General features: G+C 66.0%; 13 protein-coding genes. 6 read left to right on the top strand and 7 right to left on the bottom strand.

Going from position 1 to position 17,877, the window contains the following annotated elements; genetic code table 11:
* Window positions 1–93 precede the first annotated feature (93 nt).
* Both ACFFWD_RS35095 and ACFFWD_RS35090 read right to left on the bottom strand, forming a co-directional pair.
* Window positions 94–1,464 carry a glutamate--cysteine ligase gene (locus ACFFWD_RS35095; protein WP_376973388.1) on the bottom strand — a complete coding sequence of 457 codons (1,371 nt, stop codon included), beginning with the start codon at window positions 1,462–1,464 and terminating at the stop codon, window positions 94–96.
* A 93-nt stretch (window positions 1,465–1,557) separates the two neighbouring features.
* Window positions 1,558–2,082, bottom strand: a complete 525-nt coding sequence (locus ACFFWD_RS35090) for a MarR family winged helix-turn-helix transcriptional regulator (RefSeq protein WP_376973386.1) — start codon at window positions 2,080–2,082, stop codon at window positions 1,558–1,560.
* 129 nt (window positions 2,083–2,211) lie between these two features.
* Here ACFFWD_RS35090 and gstA point away from each other — a divergent pair, with 129 nt between their 5' ends.
* Window positions 2,212–2,829 (top strand): glutathione transferase GstA, encoded by a 618-nt coding sequence (gene gstA / locus ACFFWD_RS35085; RefSeq protein ID WP_376973384.1) that lies wholly within the window; start codon window positions 2,212–2,214, stop codon window positions 2,827–2,829.
* Window positions 2,830–3,139: 310 nt separating this feature from the next.
* Here the strand turns inward: gstA and ACFFWD_RS35080 are convergent, their stop codons facing one another.
* The 4 genes from ACFFWD_RS35080 to ACFFWD_RS35065 form a co-directional block, all read right to left on the bottom strand.
* The gene (locus tag ACFFWD_RS35080; RefSeq protein ID WP_376973382.1) at window positions 3,140–5,365 is read right to left on the bottom strand and encodes an FAD-dependent oxidoreductase; all 2,226 of its coding nucleotides are present in this window, start codon (window positions 5,363–5,365) and stop codon (window positions 3,140–3,142) included.
* 142 nt (window positions 5,366–5,507) lie between these two features.
* The gene (locus ACFFWD_RS35075; RefSeq protein WP_376973380.1) at window positions 5,508–6,716 is read right to left on the bottom strand and encodes an acetyl-CoA C-acetyltransferase; all 1,209 of its coding nucleotides are present in this window, start codon (window positions 6,714–6,716) and stop codon (window positions 5,508–5,510) included.
* 75 nt (window positions 6,717–6,791) lie between these two features.
* Window positions 6,792–8,582: an acyl-CoA dehydrogenase C-terminal domain-containing protein gene (locus ACFFWD_RS35070; RefSeq protein WP_376973378.1), complete on the bottom strand. Its 1,791-nt coding sequence runs from the start codon at window positions 8,580–8,582 to the stop codon at window positions 6,792–6,794.
* 94 nt (window positions 8,583–8,676) lie between these two features.
* Window positions 8,677–9,093 (bottom strand): nuclear transport factor 2 family protein, encoded by a 417-nt coding sequence (locus tag ACFFWD_RS35065; protein WP_376973376.1) that lies wholly within the window; start codon window positions 9,091–9,093, stop codon window positions 8,677–8,679.
* Between the two features lie 159 nt (window positions 9,094–9,252).
* Here ACFFWD_RS35065 and ACFFWD_RS35060 point away from each other — a divergent pair, with 159 nt between their 5' ends.
* The 5 genes from ACFFWD_RS35060 to ACFFWD_RS35040 all read left to right on the top strand — a co-directional run bounded on the left by ACFFWD_RS35060 (window position 9,253) and on the right by ACFFWD_RS35040 (window position 16,478).
* Complete coding sequence (locus tag ACFFWD_RS35060) at window positions 9,253–9,843, top strand: PadR family transcriptional regulator (protein WP_376973374.1); 591 nt, start codon at window positions 9,253–9,255, stop codon at window positions 9,841–9,843.
* A 217-nt stretch (window positions 9,844–10,060) separates the two neighbouring features.
* Complete coding sequence (locus tag ACFFWD_RS35055) at window positions 10,061–13,555, top strand: hypothetical protein (protein WP_376973372.1); 3,495 nt, start codon at window positions 10,061–10,063, stop codon at window positions 13,553–13,555.
* A gap of 111 nt (window positions 13,556–13,666) precedes the next feature.
* A complete protein-coding gene (locus tag ACFFWD_RS35050; protein ID WP_376973370.1) occupies window positions 13,667–14,503 on the top strand; it encodes a COG3904 family protein in 837 nt (278 codons plus the stop codon).
* A gap of 263 nt (window positions 14,504–14,766) precedes the next feature.
* A complete protein-coding gene (locus tag ACFFWD_RS35045) occupies window positions 14,767–15,699 on the top strand; it encodes a sulfite exporter TauE/SafE family protein (protein ID WP_376973368.1) in 933 nt (310 codons plus the stop codon).
* Window positions 15,700–15,740: 41 nt separating this feature from the next.
* Window positions 15,741–16,478 (top strand): TIGR02186 family protein, encoded by a 738-nt coding sequence (locus ACFFWD_RS35040; RefSeq protein WP_376973479.1) that lies wholly within the window; start codon window positions 15,741–15,743, stop codon window positions 16,476–16,478.
* Here ACFFWD_RS35040 and ACFFWD_RS35035 read toward each other — a convergent pair.
* Window positions 16,475–17,815 carry an NRAMP family divalent metal transporter gene (locus tag ACFFWD_RS35035; RefSeq protein ID WP_376973366.1) on the bottom strand — a complete coding sequence of 447 codons (1,341 nt, stop codon included), beginning with the start codon at window positions 17,813–17,815 and terminating at the stop codon, window positions 16,475–16,477. The two genes, ACFFWD_RS35040 and ACFFWD_RS35035, sit on opposite strands and share 4 nt — an antisense overlap.
* Between the last annotated feature and the right edge of the window lie 62 nt (window positions 17,816–17,877).

Genomic DNA, 17,877 nt, shown 5'->3' with positions numbered 1-17,877 from the left:
GCATGACGGAACTAAGTGAAAGAGCCTGCTCTCATCGATCGCTTGTGAGTCAGGCTCTCAGGGTGACGGTTAGGGCGCTATGACACTGTCAGATCAGAAAGCGTATTCCTGATACGCCGGTTCCACCGAACCCTGCCAGGGCCCGTTGAACTTCTCCAGCATCTCTTCCGCCGGCGAGCGGCCGGATTCGAGGATGCGTTCCAGCGGCTCGAGGTAGCGGCTCTCGTCGCGTCCGAGATGGTCGATGCGGCCGCGCCGCCGCAATCCGGCATGCGACAGCACGAGGCATTCCTTGGCGATCTCGAACAGATAGCGGTCCTTGATCCGCGCCTTGAAGCCGAAACGCGGCACATCGTCGCGCAACGCCTGCCGCTCGGCCGCGGTCCAGTGCCGGACGATGTCCCAGGCCGCATTCAGACTGTCATTGTCGTAGAGCAGGCCGACCCAGAACGCCGGCAGCGCCGGCAGCCGGCCCCACGGCACGCCATCGGCGCCGCGCATCTCGAGATAACGCTTCAATCGCACCTCGGGGAAGATCGTCGAGAGATGATTGGCCCAGTCCGACAAGGTCGGGCGCTCGCCCGGCAAGCGGTTGTTCCGTCCGTCGAAGAAGGCGCGGAACGACGAGCCGGCCACGTCGATATATTCATCGCCGCGCTTGACGAAATACATCGGAACGTCGAGCGCGTAGTCGACATAGCGCTCGAAGCCCATGCCGTCCTCGAACGCGAACGGCAGCATGCCCGCGCGTGCATTGTCGGTGTCGCGCCAGATTTCGGAGCGGAACGAGAGGAAGCCGTTGGGCTTGCCTTCGGTGAAGGGCGAGTTGGCGAACAGCGCGGTCGCGACCGGCTGCAGCGCCAGCGACACGCGCAGCTTCTTCACCATGTCGGCTTCGCAGGAGAAGTCGAGGTTGGTCTGTACCGTGCAGGTCCGGTACATCATGTCGAGGCCGTATTTGCCGACCTTCGGCATGTAGTTGGTCATGATCTTGTAGCGGCCCTTGGGCATGACAGGAATCTGCGCCCGCGACCAGGACGGCGTCATGCCGAGGCCGAGGAAGCCGATGCCCAATGGAGTCGCGATCTCGCGCACCTGCGCCAAGTGCGCCATCAATTCGGACTGCGTCTGGTGCACGGTCTCGACCGGCGCGCCCGACAGTTCGAACTGGCCGCCCGGCTCCAGCGAGATCGCGCCGCCGCCGGTGACGTCGTAGAGCCCGATGATGTTGCCGCGCTCCATGATCGGCTCCCAGCCGAGCAGGAGCTTCATGCCTTCCAGGAGCGCGCCGATGCCCTTCGCACCCGCGTAGGGTACCGGCTCGTGGCCTTCGAGCGTGAACGGCGTCTTCTCGTGCTCGGTGCCGATCCGGAATTCGGACTCGGGTTTCACGCCGGCTTCGAGCCACGCCACGAGCTCGTCGCGCGACTGCAGCGGCGTCATATCGATCTGGTCACGCGCCATACGAAATCCAACTCAAGGGCGCTTCGATCGAACGCGCGCGGTGGCAGGGACATCCGCGGGCCCGAAGGGCTGCGGATGATGGGGACAAGGATATCATCGGGCGGGCACGCCGTCTCGCGTTGAGGCCGCCTTGGTCTCGGCTTTGGTATCTGCCTTGGTATCTGCCTTGGCGTCACTGCATGAGCAACCCAGCCGGTCGAGCAGACCGCAGAGTTTCGTCGCCTCGGCATCCGACAGCTTCGAGCCGATATGCTTCTCGATCGCTGCGGAATAGGCGCTCCACATCTTCTTCTGCAGCTCGCGCCCGGCTTCCGTGATCTCGACGAACTGGCCGCGCTTGTCGATCTTGCATTCGCGCCGCGCGGCGAGGCCCTCGTCGACCAGGCGCTCGATCAGCCGCGACGTCGAATATTGCGGGATCAGCATGTGCCGCTCGAGCTCGACCGGGCGCAGCTCGCCGGACGGCGCGCGCGACAGCTCGAGCAGCGCGTCGTACCAGGCAAGCGGCGGAAAGCCGGCCTTCTTCAAATCATGCTCGACGCAATCCAGCACCCGGCTCGGCACCCGCATCAGGCGGATCCAGGCCGCGGTGGCCTCGGTCGACGGCTTGCGCTTCATGGTCTATTCCATTGGTCCCACGGACAAGTCTACCGCACTCGATGCACCTGCATCAATCTTGACTATTTCATGCAGGTGCATGTAGTCATTCCACCTCCGGACGCCAAGAACAAGGGAAGGAAAATACCGATGAAGCTCTATTACTCCCCCGGGGCCTGTTCCCTCTCCCCCCACATCGCACTGCTCGAAGCCGGCCTTCCCTACGACCTGGTCAAGGTCGATCTGCGCGCCAAGAAGCTCGAAAACGGTGACGATTTCCTGAAGGTGAACCCCAAGGGCCAGGTGCCCGCGCTGGCGCTGGATTCGGGCGAGCTCGTCACCGAGGGGCCGATCATCGTCCAGATGATCGCCGACAAGGCCGCGGGCAAGAACCTCGCCCCCGCCCGCGACTCCAACGAGCGCTACAAGCTGCTCGAATGGCTGAACTACATCACGACCGAGCTGCACAAGAACCTCGGACCGATGTTCTCGCCTGTTCTGGCCGACGACGCCAAGGCCTTCTTCAAGGATCGCGCGATGGGCAAGTTCAAATATCTGGAGACCCAGCTCGGCGATCGCGATTACCTCATGGGCAAGCAGTTCACGGTGGCCGACGGCTATCTCTTCACCATGCTGCTGTGGGCGAAAGAGCGGCTCGGCTTCGATCTCTCCGGCCTGCCCAACCTGATGGCCTACAAGGCCCGCGTCGCCGCGCGTCCGCAGGTGCAGGAGGCGCTGAAGAAGGAAGGGCTCTTGAAGGCGGCGTAAGCTGTTCGCTTCTCGAATAACGAAAGGGCCGGATCGATGATCCGGCCCTTTTTGTTTGTTGCGTAGCCCGGATGCAGCGCAGCGCAATCCGGGGCAGGTCTATCCGCGGAAAAACCGGTCCCGGATTTCGCTTCGCTCCATCCGGGCTACGAACTCTTCTCCTTCCCCCTGAAAGGGGGAAGGTCGGGATGGGGGTCAAGCCACAGGCGACGGCGGATGTGGAGACATGATCCCCACCCGCTTTGCTCTGACGAGCAAAGCGACCTCCCCTTTTCAAGGGGAGGTTGAGAACCACCATGCGGGGTAGAGACTACTCCGCGGCCTGCGCCGCCGGCTTCTTCGGCGGGAAGCGGCCGTAGAAGGTTTCGCCCTTGGCGGCCATCTCTTCCAGGAGCTTCGGCGGCGTGAAGCGCGAGCCGTACTTCTTCTCGAACGTGTGGCAAAGCTCGACGAACTTCTTCGTGCCCATGAAGTCGATATAGGACAGCGTGCCGCCGGTGAACGGCGCGAAGCCGAAGCCTAAGATCGAGCCGACATCCGCCTCGCGCACGTCGGTGATGACGTGGTCCTCGACGGTGCGCGCGGCCTCCACCGCCTGTGCCACCAGGAAGCGCTGCTTCAACTCCTCGACATCGAGCGTATCGGGATCGAGATGCTTCGGCTGCAAATTGGCGAGCCCCGGCCACAGGCTCTTCTGGCCCTTGCCCTTCTCCGGATAATCGTAGAAGCCCTTGCCGTTCTTGCGGCCGAAGCGGCCCTGCTTCTCGACCATCTCGACCATCAGCTTCTTCTGCGCCTGGTCGACGGCGTTGGGGCCGAGGTCGGCCTCGGTCGCCTTGGTGATCTTCAAGCCGAGGTCGAGCGCGACCTCGTCCTGCAGCGACAGCGGGCCGACCGGCATGCCGGCCATCTTGGCGGTGTTCTCGATCATCGCCGGCGGCACGCCTTCGAGCAGCATCTCGTTGCCTTCGGCGATGTAGCGCATCACGCAGCGGTTGGCGAAGAAGCCACGGGAGTCGTTGACCACGATCGGCGTCTTGCCGATCGCGCGCACGTAGTCCAGCGCGGTCGCCAGCGCCACGTCGCCGGTGTTCTTGCCCATGATGATCTCGACCAGCATCATCTTCTCGACCGGCGAGAAGAAATGGATGCCGATGAACTTGCCCTGGTCCTTGAACTCCTCGGCCAGCGAGTTGATCGGCAATGTCGAGGTGTTGGAGGCGAAGACCGCGCCGTCCTTCAACAGCGGCTGCGCCTTGGCATAGGTGTCCGCCTTGACCTTGCGGTCCTCGAACACCGCCTCGATGACGAGGTCGCAATCCCTGATCGCGTTGTAATCCGCGGTCGCCGAAATCCGCGCCAGGATGGCGTCGCCCGCCTCCTGCTTCATCCGGCCCTTGGCAATCTGCCCGTCGATCACGGTCTTCGCATGACCCTTGCCCTTGTCGGCGCTCTCCTGGTCGCGGTCGACCAGCACCACGTCGATGCCGGCTTGCGCCGAAACGTAGCCGACGCTCGCGCCCATGAAGCCGGCGCCGATCACGGCGAGCTTCTTCACCTTGGTCGGCGGCACATTGGCCGGGCGGCGCGCGCCCTTGTTCAGTTCCTGCATCGACAGGAACAGCGAGCGGATCATCGCCGCCGCTTCCTTCGAGCGCAGGATCTGGGTGAAATAGCGCGACTCGACCCGTAGCGCGGCGTCGATCGGCAGCTGCAGGCCCTCATAGACGCAGCTCATGATGGCGCGCGCGGCCGGATAATTGTCGTAGGTCTCGCGGCGATAGATCGCGTTGCCGGCCGGGAACATCTGCATGCCCATCTTGGAGAAGACGGGGCCGCCGGGCAGCTTGAAGCCCTTCTCGTCCCACGGCGCGACCGCCTTGCCGCCGCCCTTGATCCAGTCCTTCGCGGCCTTGATCAGGTCGGCGGCCGGCACGACGGCGTGGATCAGGTTGAGCGCCTTGGCGCGGCTGAGGTTGAGCGCCTCGCCCTTCAGCAGCATCTGCATCGCATCCTGCGGCGGCACGATGCGCGGCACGCGCTGGGTTCCGCCGGCGCCGGGGAACAGACCGACCTTGATTTCCGGCAAGCCGAGCCGGGTCTTCGGATTCTCGGCGGCGACGCGGTAGTGGCAGGACAGCGTGATCTCGAAACCGCCGCCGAGCGCCAGCCCATTGATCGCGGCGGCCCACGGCTTGCCCGAGGTTTCGATTCCGCGGAACACCTGCGAGAAGCGGCGGCTCTGGTCGAACAGCACCTGGTTGGCGGCTTCCTCGCCCTTCTCCTTCAGGAGCTGCGCATAGGTGCGGCTCATGCCCTCGAGCATCGACAAGTCGGCGCCGGCGCAGAACGCGTCCTTGGCCGAGGTGATGACGACGCCCTTGATGGCGGCATCATTGGTCGTCTGCTTGACGATCTCCTCGAGCTCGTTGATCGAGGTTTCGTCGAGCACATTCATCGAACGGCCCGGGATATCCCAGGTGACGAGCGCAATGCCGTCGGCGTCGGTTTCGAACTTGAAATTCTTGTAAGCCATATGCTGCTCCCTCAATGCCGGCGGCCGATCTCAGGCGCGGCGGGTTGACTGCGATCTCGTAGGGTGGGTCAGCGAAGCGTAACCCACCGCTTCTTTCCGTGGCATGGTGGGTTACGCCTTCGGCTAACCCACCCTACGGCAGTTACACGCGCTCGATGATGGTCGCGGTGCCCATGCCGCCGCCGATGCACAGCGTCACCAGCGCGGTCTGCTTGTTGGTGCGCTCGAGCTCGTCGAGCACGGTGCCGAGGATCATCGCGCCGGTCGCGCCGAGCGGATGGCCGAGCGCGATCGCGCCGCCATTGACGTTGATCTGGGCGTTGTCGATGTCGAAGGCCTGGATGTAGCGCAGCACCACCGAGGCAAAGGCCTCGTTGAGCTCGAACAGGTCGATATCCGACGTCTTCATGCCGGAGCGCGCGAACAGCTTCTCGGTGACGTCAACCGGGCCGGTCAGCATCATCGCGGGCTCCGAGCCGATATTGGCGAACGCCCGGATCTTTGCCCGCGGCTTCAGGCCATGCTTGGCGCCGGCCTCCTTGCTGCCGAGCAGCACCGCGCCGGCGCCGTCGACGATGCCGGACGAGTTGCCGGCGTGATGCACGTAGTTGACCTTCTCGACCTCGGGATGCGACTGGGTCGCCACCGCATCGAAGCCGGCCATCGCGGCCATTGCCGCAAACGACGGCTGCAGCTGCGCCAGCGACTGCATCGTCGTGGTGGGGCGCATGTGCTCGTCCTTGGCGAGGATGGTCAGCCCGTTGATGTCCTTCACCGGGACGACCGACTTGTTGAAGCGGCCCTCGTCCCAAGCCTTAGCCGCACGCTGCTGGCTCTGCACGGCATAGGCGTCGACGTCATCGCGTGAGAAGCCGTATTTGGTCGCGATCAGATCGGCCGAGATACCCTGCGGCATGAAATAGGCCGGCACCGCCATCGAGGGGTCCATCGGCCAGGCGCCGCCGGAGGCGCCGATGCCGACGCGGCTCATCGATTCGGCGCCGCCGCCGATCACGAGCTCATGCTGGCCGCTCATGATCTGCGCGGCCGCGAAATTCACGGCGTCGAGGCCGGAGGCGCAGAAGCGACTGATCTGCACGCCCGGCACCTTCTCGCCGAGACCGGCCTTCAGCGCGGCGAAGCGAGCGAGGTCGGACCCGGCCTCGCCGACCGGATCGACCACGCCGAGGATGACGTCGTCGACGGAGTCCTCAGGCAGGTTGTTGCGCTCCTTCAGCGCCTTCAGCGGCACGGTGGCGAGCGCCAGCGCGGTGACTTCATGGAGCGCGCCATCGGCCTTGCCGCGGCCGCGCGGGGTGCGAACGTGATCGTAGATATATGCCTCAGGCATGACGCCCTCCTTATATGAGGATCATAATATATAGCCAAACGGGCCGCCGTCGCAGGGGGGTGCGGCGGCAATTTTTCAGAACGCTTCCGCGGCCAATTCCATCGTGGTCGCGCTGCCGCTCTGGATCCGCGCCAGATGCACGGCGGTTTCCGGCAGCAGCTTCTCCATGAAGAAGCGGCCGGTCACGAGCTTGGTTGCGAGGTAGGAGGACTTGTCGCCGGCGGCGATCTTGTCCTGCGCCACCTTGGCCATCTTCGCCCACATGTAGCCGAGCGCGACCAGGCCGAACAGCTTCATGAAGTCGGTCGCAGCGGCGCCGGCGTTGTCGGGCTTGGTCAGCGCATTCTGCATCAGCCAGCCGGTCGCCTGCTGCAAATGGCCGAGCGCGGTCGCAACCGGGGTGAGGAACGGCTTCATCGCCTCGTCTCCGCCATGCTCCTTGGCATAGGCCGAGACCTCGCCGAAGAACGCCATCACGGCACGGCCGCCGTCGCGCGGCAGCTTGCGGCCGACGAGGTCGAGCGCCTGGATGCCGTTGGCGCCCTCATAGATCATGGCGATGCGCGAATCGCGCACGAACTGCTCCATGCCGTGCTCGGCGATGTAGCCGTGACCGCCGAACATCTGCTGGGCAGAGACCGTGTTGGCGAAACCGGTGTCGGTCAGGACGCCCTTCAGCACCGGCGTCATCAAGCCCATATGGTCGTCGGCGGCCTGGCGATCCTTCGGGTCGTCGGAGCGATGGGCGACGTCGCTCTTCAGCGCAGTCCAGATCACCATGGCCCGCGCCGCCTCGTTGAAGGCGCGGATGGTGAGCAGCGTGCGGCGCACGTCGGGATGCACGATGATCGGATCGGCCGGCTTGTCGGGCGCCTGCACGCCGGTCAGCGCGCGACCCTGCAAGCGCTCGCGCGCATAGGCGACCGCGTTCTGATAGGCGACCTCGGATTGCGCGAGGCCCTGCACGGCGACACCGAGGCGAGCCTCGTTCATCATCACGAACATGCCCTGCATGCCCTTGTTCTCTTCGCCGATCAGCCAGCCGGTGGCGTTGTCGTAGTTCATCACGCAGGTCGAGTTGCCGTGGATGCCCATCTTGTGCTCGATCGAGCCACAGGTGACGCCGTTGCGCGCCCCCAGCGAGCCGTCGGCATTGACCAGCACCTTCGGCACCACGAACAGCGAGACGCCCTTGATGCCGGCGGGCGCACCCTCGATGCGCGCCAGCACCAAATGGATGATGTTGTCGGCGAGGTCGTGCTCACCGGCCGAGATGAAGATCTTGGTGCCGGTGATCTTGAAGCTGCCGTCGGCTTGCCGCGCTGCCTTGGTGCGGAGCAGGCCGAGGTCGGTGCCGCAATGCGGCTCGGTCAGGTTCATGGTGCCGGTCCACTCACCCGCCACCATCTTCGGCACGTAGGTTTTCTTCTGCTCGGGGGTGCCGTGCACCAGCAGCGCCGCAGTCGCGCCCATGGTGAGGCCGCCATACATCGAGAACGCCATGTTGGCGGAGATCTGGAATTCGTTGACCGCCTGGGAGAGCGTCACCGGCAGGCCCTGCCCGCCATATTCCGTCGGCGCCGACAGGCCGAGCCAGCCGCCCTCGGCGACCTGCTTGAAGGCGTCCTTGAATCCCTTCGGCGTGGAGACGCTGCCGTCGTCGCTGCGCTTGCAGCCTTCGAGATCGCCGACACGGTTGAGCGGCTGCAGCACCTCTTCAGCGAGCTTTGCGGCTTCGCCGAGGATCGCTTCGCGCACGTCGGCCGACGCGTCGGTGAAGCCCGGAAGATTGTCGTAGCGATCGATCTGGAAGACGTCGTTGAGCAGGAAGCTGACGTCTTCGACGGGGGCTTTGTAAGTCGGCATGATGTTCTCCCGGCTGGCTGGCGTTGGCAGCGCAGTTTTTTCCTGGGGTTTCCTTGAATGGACCTTATCCGCTTCCGGAGGTCCGCGGCAGTGACTATCGAGATTGCGCTTGCGACGTTGCGCCGCCCTGCTTCATCAGCTCGTCTCCCATCAGCCGATGCAGCAGGTTGATGCCCTTGAGCGGGCGCACCATCACCTTGAAATGCGTGATCCGGCCGTCGGCATCGAAGGAGATGATGTCGACGCCATTGATCTTGATGCCTTCGATCTCGTTCTCGAATTCGAGCACGGCACCGCGATCGCTGGTCCATTCGCCCGTATATTTGAAGGTGGGACCGCCGAGCACCTTGGCGGCGCTGGTCAGATATTTGAAGGTGATGTCGCGGCCGCGCTGCGGCGTGTGCACGACGGGACTTTCGAACACCGCATCGGGGTGCAGCAGGTCCCACAAACCGGCGGTGTCGTGGGACTTCATGTAGGCGTACCACTTGTCGAGGCCCGGCTTGCTCATCGGACGTCTCCTAAGGTGGGTTGGGAAGCCTGAACACAGATCGGCGCCCGCAACAGGCGGCGCGCCGATCTCCATATGCATATTGACGCATATGCACCACGACGCATAAAGTCAAGCGATCTTGGAAAGCGGACTCGGGAACTGACATGGAGGTGGGCGTTGGCACTCGGTGACGCAATCCTTGCCTGCCTGACGGAACGTCCAATGACGGGCTACGAGCTCGCCAAGACGTTTGACGCCTCGATCGGCTTCTTCTGGAAGGCCGACCACCAGCAGATCTACCGCGAGCTCTCCCGGCTGCGCGACAAGGGCCACGTCCAGGGCCGCGAGGTGGTGCAGACCGGCAAGCCCAACAAGCTGGTCTATACGCTAACGGCCGAGGGCCGCGCGGCGCTGAAGTACTGGGCGGCGCGGCCGAGCGTGCCGCCCTCGATCAAGGACGACCTGTTGGTCCGGCTCTACGCGCTGGACTGCGTCGACGTCGAGTCGTTGCGCACCGACCTGATGGCCCGGCTGGAGCACCACCGCGACCGCTACGAGCGTTACGAGCGGCTGCTCAACAAGCGCTTCCCGGACGGCGCGGCACCGCCGGCCGATCTCGGCAAGATGCTCAGCCTGCGTCTCGGCATGCGCCACGAGCGCGTGGTGGTCGAGTGGTGCGAGGAGGCGCTCGACGCACTGTCGGCGATCACAGGCCGCCGCAACGTGCTGTCATTCGACGACAACAGCGGGCGCGAAAGCAAAGGCTGAGTTCGCGCACAGCCTGTCCTGATCCGGCGCAATTGGTTCCAGCGCCAGCAACTTTCGGGCGCGCTGGTCCAATTCCTTAACCCGTTATTTACCGTGACGGGAAAAAGTCAGCACCTGAGGCAGACGACCTGCGCAGAATTCGATTGTCTCTTAACTGGGACGCGCGGGGAGGCTGCAGGCGCAGGGTGTGGCGCCGGAGTCGGGACCGGACGGAATCATGAATTCGCGCGTATCGTGGAGTGTTGACGGCATCGATCCCTCCGTCCGCGAAAGGGCTGAAGCGGCTGCGCGCCGTGCCGGCATGTCGCTGAACGACTGGCTCAATTCGACCGTCGGCGAAGCCGCGCCACCGGACTTCCGCACCCCCTATGACGAACGGCCGCCGATGCCGAGTCGCGAAAGCCGCGAGGTCGCCGACATCCATCAGCGGCTCGACGCGATCACCCGCCAAATCGAGCAGATTGCCAGGCCCGCGCAGCGAAACGATGCCGCGCAGCGCAACGATGCCACGCGCGCCGACGCGCTGCGCGGCCAGCCTGCCGTCGCACGCCAGTTGAACGACGCCATCTCGCGCCTCGACGCGCGGCTGTCGCAGATTGCGCGGCCGCAGCCCCGCGAGCCGCAGATGCAGGATCGGCCGCTGCAGGACCGCCAGCAGCAGGAACGGCAGCGCCAGGCCGACGCGGTCGAGCGCGCCGCTGCGCAGGTCTATCGACCCTCGCCGCCGCTGAGCCCGGCCTCGTTCGATTCCGCAATCGCGGAAATCGCGGCCCGCCAGACCGAACTCGATGCGCCCGCGCCGCGGCAGATGCCGCCGCGCAGCGCACCACCGATGGCGTCTGCGGCCGCCTACGCGCCGCCACCCCCGCCCGCGCCACCGGGTCCGGACTTCTCCTCGCTCGAGCGTCATCTGCTCAAGATCACGAGCCAGATCGAGGCGCTGCAGCGTCCCGACCATATCGAGCAGTCGATCGCCGCCTTCCGCGGCGAGCTCTCCGAGATCCGCCAGGCTATCACCGAAGCGATGCCGCGGCGGGCGATCGAATCGATCGAGAACGAAATCCGCTCGCTGCACCGTCGGATCGACGAGATCAGGCTGGAAAGCAACAACGGCAACGGCCAGGCGATCGCCGGCATCGAGCGCGCCTTGTCGGAGATCCGCGAGGTGCTGCGCACGCTGACCCCGGCCGAGCAGCTCACCGGGTATGACGAGGCGATCCGCAATCTCGGCGCCAAGCTCGACATGATCCTGCGCGCCAACGACGATCCGTCGACGGTGCATCAGCTCGAAGGCGCGATCGCAGCGCTGCGCGCCATCGTCTCCAATGTCGCCTCCAACGACGCGCTGCTGCGGCTGTCGGAGGACGTGCACATGCTGTCGGCGAAAGTCGATCAGCTCTCGCAGATGTCGCGATCCGACAGCCACGGCGATGCCTTCGCCATGCTCGAACAGCGCATCGCCGCGCTGAGCTCGACGCTGGAGAGCCGCGAGCGGCCGGCCGGCTACGACAATTCCGACGCCATCGAGAACGCGGTGCGCGCGCTGTCGGAACGGATCGACCGCCTGCAGGTCGGCAATGACAGCGCGTCGGCATTCGCCCATCTCGAACAGCGCGTGTCGTATCTGCTCGAGCGGCTGGAGGCCACCTCGCCCTCCGACCAGCGCGCCGGTAATCTCGGCCGGGTCGAGGAAGGGCTGCATGACATCATGCGGCACCTCGAGGCCCAGCACGCCCATATCGCCTCGCTTGCCGACGCCACGCGCAATTTCAGCGCCCCGTCGGCGCAGCCGATGATGGACTCCGGCATCGTCGACATGATGAAGCGCGAGCTGTCCGACATCCGCTTCAGCCAGTCGGAAACCGATCGCCGCACCCAGGATTCGCTGGAAACCGTGCACAACACGCTCGGTCATGTCGTCGACCGCCTGGCGATGATCGAGAACGACCTGCGCACGGTCCGCACCGCGCCGCCGCCACCGCCGCCCGCCCCGGTGTTCGAACCGCGGATCGAGATGCCGCGGCCGGTGATGCCGCAGCCGGTCGCCCAGCCGAAGCCCGAGCTGCCCAATCCCGCCCTGGCGCAGGAGCATTTCGCGTCCGCGCCGCGCGAATTCCATGCCGCGCAACCGCCGGCCGCAGCAATGCCGCCGCCGATGCCGCCTGCCCCGCCGCGCGCCATAAGCGAGATCCTCGAGCCGCACGCCGCGCCGGCGCGCGCCGCGATCGCGCCGGAATTGCCGCCCGATCATCCGCTCGAGCCGGGCACCCGTCCCAGCGGACGCACGTCGTCGCCGTCGGAGCGGATCGCCGCGTCCGAAAGTGCGATCAGCGAGATTCCCGCCGGCAAGAAGGAGCCGGTCTCCACCTCGAGCTTCATCGCCGCCGCGCGCCGCGCCGCGCAGGCCGCCGCCGCGGCCCAGCCGGTCAATGAGAAGGCCGCGCGCGCCGCCAGCAAGGCGGCCGCCAAGGCCAAGGCCAAGGAAGAGAAGGCCGAGAAGGCCAAGGCCGCGATCAAGGCCGGTGGCACCGAGGCGGAGCCGTCGACCATCACATCCAAGATCCGCTCGCTGCTGGTCGGCGCGAGCGTGGTCGTGATCGTGCTTGGCACCTTCAAGATGGCGATGAACCTGCTCGACACCGGCACGCCGCCGCAGATGCCAGCGATGGAAAGCAGCGAGCCGGCTGCGGCACCGCTGCAGGCCCCCGCCGAGAATTCCGCCGCTCCGGCGCCGGCGCCCGCCGCGCCGTCGGCTGCGCCCGCGCCGTCGATGACCACGCCGACCCCGCTCGGCCGGCAGTCGAACAACAGCTCCGCGCCGAACACGCTCGACAGCGCGCAGGTCACGATCCCGCCAGCCCCGGCGCCTGCCGCAGCCCCCATCACGGCAACGCCGATCAGCGCGAGCGACATCACCGGAGCGATCCCGACACCATCAACGCCGCAGCCTGCCGCCGGCAGGCTTGCGACGATCCAGATCCCGCAGGGCGAGAAGCTGCCCGACACGATCGGCGGACCGGTGCTGCGTGCGGCCGCGCTGAAGGGTGACCCGGCCGCGGCCTATGAGGTCGGCATGCGCTACGCCGAGGGCAAGGGCGTTCCCTCCAACTTCGATGAAGCCGCCAAATGGTATAACCGCGCCGCGCAGGCCGGCGTGGTGCCGGCGATCTTCCGGCTCGGCACCTTCTACGAGAAGGGCCTGAGCGTGAAACGCGACGTCGATGTCGCGCGGCGCTACTACGTGCAAGCGGCCGAGCGCGGCAACGCCAAGGCGATGCATAACCTCGCCGTGCTCGACGCCGATGGCGGCGGCAAGGGCGCCGACTACAAGAGCGCGGCGCAGTGGTTCCGCAAGGCCGCCGACCGCGGCGTCGCCGACAGCCAGTTCAACCTCGGCATCCTCTATGCCCGCGGCATCGGCGTCGAACAGAACCTCGCCGAGTCCTTCAAGTGGTTCAGCCTGGCCGCTGCCCAGGGCGATGCCGACGCCGGACACAAACGCGACGACATCGCCAAGCGCCTCGACGCCCAGTCGCTGGCGGCGGCGAAGCTCGCGATCCAGACCTTCACCGCCGAGCCGCAGCCGACCGACGCGATCAACGTCGCCGCGCCGGCCGGCGGCTGGGACTCTGCCCCCGCGCAACCGCAGCCCGCAGCCGCCAAGCCCGCCAAGCAGCCCACGAAGCGGACCGCGGCACTGGCCGCGCATTGATTTAACCCTTTCACGACGCCGCCCTGGCGTCGCTGACCTGTACCTCCACACGCCAGCCGTGTAGACAGACACGCACCGCGCGAGCGGCCCATGGTGGCGGGAGGATCACGCTTGTCTGTCGACGATCGTCAGGACGAAGGACCGGGTTTGCACCGCGCCTCGCCGACCGGCCCCCGGATAGTGCCGCCGCGGCAGGAGCCGCCGCCTCCGATGCCGCCGCGGCCGCAGCCATCTCGCCGGGCAAACGCAGTCTTCTCGCACGGCGTCTTCCGCCCCTCCGTCTGGTCCGTCGTCATCTTCGTGCTGCTGCTGTCGGGCGTCGGCATCCGCGCCTATCGGGACCTGTCGCAGCCGAGCACCTGGGACTATTGGCGCGAGACCTATGTCTCGGCGAGCATGACAGCGACCGTCGTTCCCAATGCCGACATCGATGGATCGGGTCGTGGCCGGCGTGCGCTTGCGATCAGCGGCAGGATCGGCACCGCCAGCACGAGCTGGTTCCGCGATCAGCTCGACAAGGCCCGCCTCTCGGCAGGTGACGCGGTGCTGTTGTCGTCCGGCGGCGGCGCACTGAACCAGGCCGCCCTCATGGGCGAGATCATTCGCAAGCGCGGGCTCGTCACCGCCGTCGGCACGGCCGGCCCATCCGGACAGGTGCGGCCTGCTTCCTGCGCTAGCGCCTGTGTGCTGGTCTTTGCCGGCGGCAAGACCCGTTACGGCATCCACGGGTCGATGCTCGGCGTCCACCGCTTTACCTACTCAACTCCGATCGACGATCCCGTGGCCGAGGCCCAGCGCATCCAGGGCATGGTGCTCGGCTACATGACGGACATGGGCGTCTCCTCCACAATCGTGGAAGCGATGTCGCAGACATCGGACATTCGCTGGCTGACCCCGAAGGAAGCTCTCGCGATCAACCTCGTCACCACCCCGGTCAACCCGCACTGAGCCGGCGGCCGTCATTAATCTGAATCATCAACCACGTCCGCAGGACCTTAGGCGACCTGCGGCAAAAAAGCAGCGGGAAGCGGATTCTTTAGTCCCTCCTCCCGCCGATTTCGGTTATGCAGGGACGCGGCAATCGACCCGCGTTCGCCTGCTTCTTGCGCGCCAACCGGATTGTTCTGCCGGAGAATGCCCCGACCAGGACACCACGCCGTGACGCGGCCTCGCGCCCTTCTTGCGGCGAAAACCGACAAGAAGCGACGCGCGTGCAGCTCTACCTCCCGATCGCCGACATTCCGGTCAATGTCTTCCTCATCCTGGCGATGGGCGCGGCCGTCGGCTTCGTCTCCGGCATGTTCGGCATCGGCGGCGGCTTCCTGATGACCCCGCTCCTGATCTTTGTCGGCATCGCGCCGGCGGTTGCGGTCGCCTCGGTCGCGAGCCACATCGCGGCCTCCTCGTTCTCCGGCGCGATCTCCTACTGGCGAAGACGTGCGATCGATCCCGTGCTGGCCATGGTGCTGTTGACCGGAGGCACGATAGGCACCGCACTCGGGGTCGGTACCTTCACCTTCCTGCGTTCGCTCGGCCAGCTCGACCTAATGATCGCGCTGTCCTACGTCGTCCTGCTGAGCACCGTGGGCGGGCTGATGTTCTGGGAAGGCCTGCGCGCGATGGTCCGCGTCCGCCGCGGCGGCGCGGTCTCGGTCCGCAAGCCGGGCAGTCATGGCTGGATCCACGGCCTGCCGCTGAAGATGCGCTTCAAGCGCTCCAAGATCTATCTTTCGGTTATCCCTGTCGTCGTCGTCGGCCTGGTCATCGGCTTCATCGGCGCGGTCATGGGCATCGGCGGCGGCTTCATCCTGGTGCCGCTGATGATCTATCTGCTCAGGGTGCCGACCTCGACCGTGATCGGCACCTCGATGGTGCTCACGCTCGTCACCATGGTGTTCGCCACCATGCTGCACGCCATGACCAACCACCTGGTCGACGCCGTGCTGGCGCTGATCCTGATGGTCGGCGGCGTCACCGGCGCGCAGTTCGGCGCGCGCGCCGGTCAGAGGATCCGCGGCGAGCATCTGCGCCTCCTGCTCGGCCTTTTGGTGCTGGCGGTCGGCATCCGCTTTGCGATCGAGCTCGTGATCCGGCCGCAGGACCTCTTCACCATCCGCGAAAGCAGCGGCGGAGGCCCGCCGTGAGATCGCGCGCGCCGCTCGCCATCGCAGGCCTCGTGATCGCCATGCTGGTGGCTGCGCCTGTTCGTGCCGAGCGGTTGATCGTGTCGGTCTCGAACCACCGCGTCACGGTGACGCCGAACTACTCCGGCGGCGAGCTGGTGCTGTTCGGCTCGGTCGAGAGGGACGACAAGACGCCGCCCAATCGCGGCAATTACGATCTCGTCGTCACCGTCTCCGGTCCGCGCGCCGACATGGTGACGCGGCGCAAGGAGCGCAAATTCGGCATCTGGATCAACACCGACTCCCGGCAGTTCCTGCAGGTGCCGGGCTATCTCGCGCTGTTCTCCAACCGTCCGTTCGACCAGATCGCCTCGCCCGAGGTGCAGCGACGCCAGCAGCTCGGCCTCAACAACGTGCTGTTGATGCAGCGGGTCGGTGCCGACTATGCCGACGTGGTGCCGAACGACCCGTTCCGCAGCGCCTTCGTGAGGCTGCGCTCGGAGCACGGGCTCTACCGCGAGGCAACCTCCGCGGTCACCTTCCTGACGCCGACGCTGTTCCGCACCGGCATCCCGCTGCCTGCCGAAGTGCCGATCGGCACCTATAACGTCGAGATCAAGCTGTTTTCCGACGGCGCGCTGGTGACCAAGACCGACACCGCCTTCGAGATCGTCAAGGTCGGCTTCGAGCAGTTCGTCGCCACCACCGCACGGCAGAACGGATTTGCCTACGGCCTCGTCACCGCATTCATGGCGCTGATGACCGGCTGGATGGCCTCGATCGTGTTTCGGAAGGATTAGAGGAAGAGCCCCGCCCCCATCGCGAGCACGCTGGCGAGCATCGCGCCCGTCGAGACCCAGCCGAGCCAGTACAGCGGCCCGCCGATCACGAAATGGCCCATCACGTCCCCGTGGCGGACCATCAACATCAGCAGCACCATCACGGGGACCGCGAGCACGCCGTTGACGACCGCGCTCCAGTACAAGGCCGCGATCGGGTTGATCGAGGTGAAGTTGAGCGCGATCCCGATCGCGCCCGACAGCGCCAGCACCGAATAGAACGCGATCGCTTCCTTCGGCTTGCGCGCCAGCCCGACCGGCCATTGCCGCCCTTCGCCCACCGCGTAGGCCGTCGCACCCGCGAGCACCGGGATCGCGAGCAGGCCGGTGCCGATGATGCCGAGCGCAAAGATCACTTCCGCCAACGGCCCGGCGATCGGCCGCAACGCCTCGGCCGCCTGCGCCGAGGTTTGGATATCGGTCCTGCCTGAGGCGTGCAGCGTCGCCGCGGCGGTGACGATGATCGACAGCGCGATCAGGTTCGAGAACGCCATGCCGACGACGGTGTCGGCGCGAATCCGGGAAAACTCCCTGCGCGCGCCGTAGTGCTTTTCGATCAGCGGATGCTTGGCGGCATCGACACGCTGATCCTCGGCCTCCTGCGAGGCCTGCCAGAAGAACAGATAGGGCGAGATCGTGGTGCCGAAGATCGCGACGATGGTGGTGAAGTAATCCGCACTCCAGGCGAGGCGCGGAACGAGCGTACCGAGCAGCGCCTCGCTCCAGGAGATCTTGGCAAACGCCAGCGCTGCGACATAGGCGAACAGGCTGAGCGTCAGCCATTTCAGCACCGCGACGTAGCGCCTGTAGTCCATGAAGATCTGCGCAATCACCGAGGTCACGCCGAACAGCATCACGTAGAGCAGCGCGGGTCCGCCGACCAGCAGCTTCGCTGCATCCGCCATCGCGGCAAGGTCGGCCGCGATGTTGATCGTGTTGGCGACGCACAGCATGGTCACGACGGCGATCAAGAGCCAGCGTGGATAATGCCGGCAGACATTGCCGGAGATGCCGTGCCCGGTGACGCGGCCGACCCGCGCGGAAATCTCCTGGATCGCGGCCATCAGCGGAAATGTCAGCAGCATGGTCCAGCCGATGCCGTAGCCGAGCTGCGCGCCGGCCTGGCTGTAGGTACCGATCCCGGACGGATCATCGTCGGACGCGCCGGTGATCAGGCCAGGACCAAGCGCCTTCACGGCGCGGCTGAAACTGAAGGGTTCGCGCGACTTGGCCTTGGCTGCCGGCGCATGGCCAGACTTGTCGTGTTGCTTCCGCGAGATTGGTGTGTGCTGCGTCATGCCGGTATCGCGACAACGAACCGGATATCGCCCGGTTCCATCATTGAGGTTCGCCGGGATGG

Origin of the sequence: Bradyrhizobium erythrophlei (assembly GCF_042430365.1) — a bacterium.
GTDB classification, from domain to species: domain Bacteria; phylum Pseudomonadota; class Alphaproteobacteria; order Rhizobiales; family Xanthobacteraceae; genus Bradyrhizobium; species Bradyrhizobium erythrophlei.
Note: the sequence above shows the minus strand (reverse complement) of the source record. Positions and strands in the feature narration are given on the sequence as shown.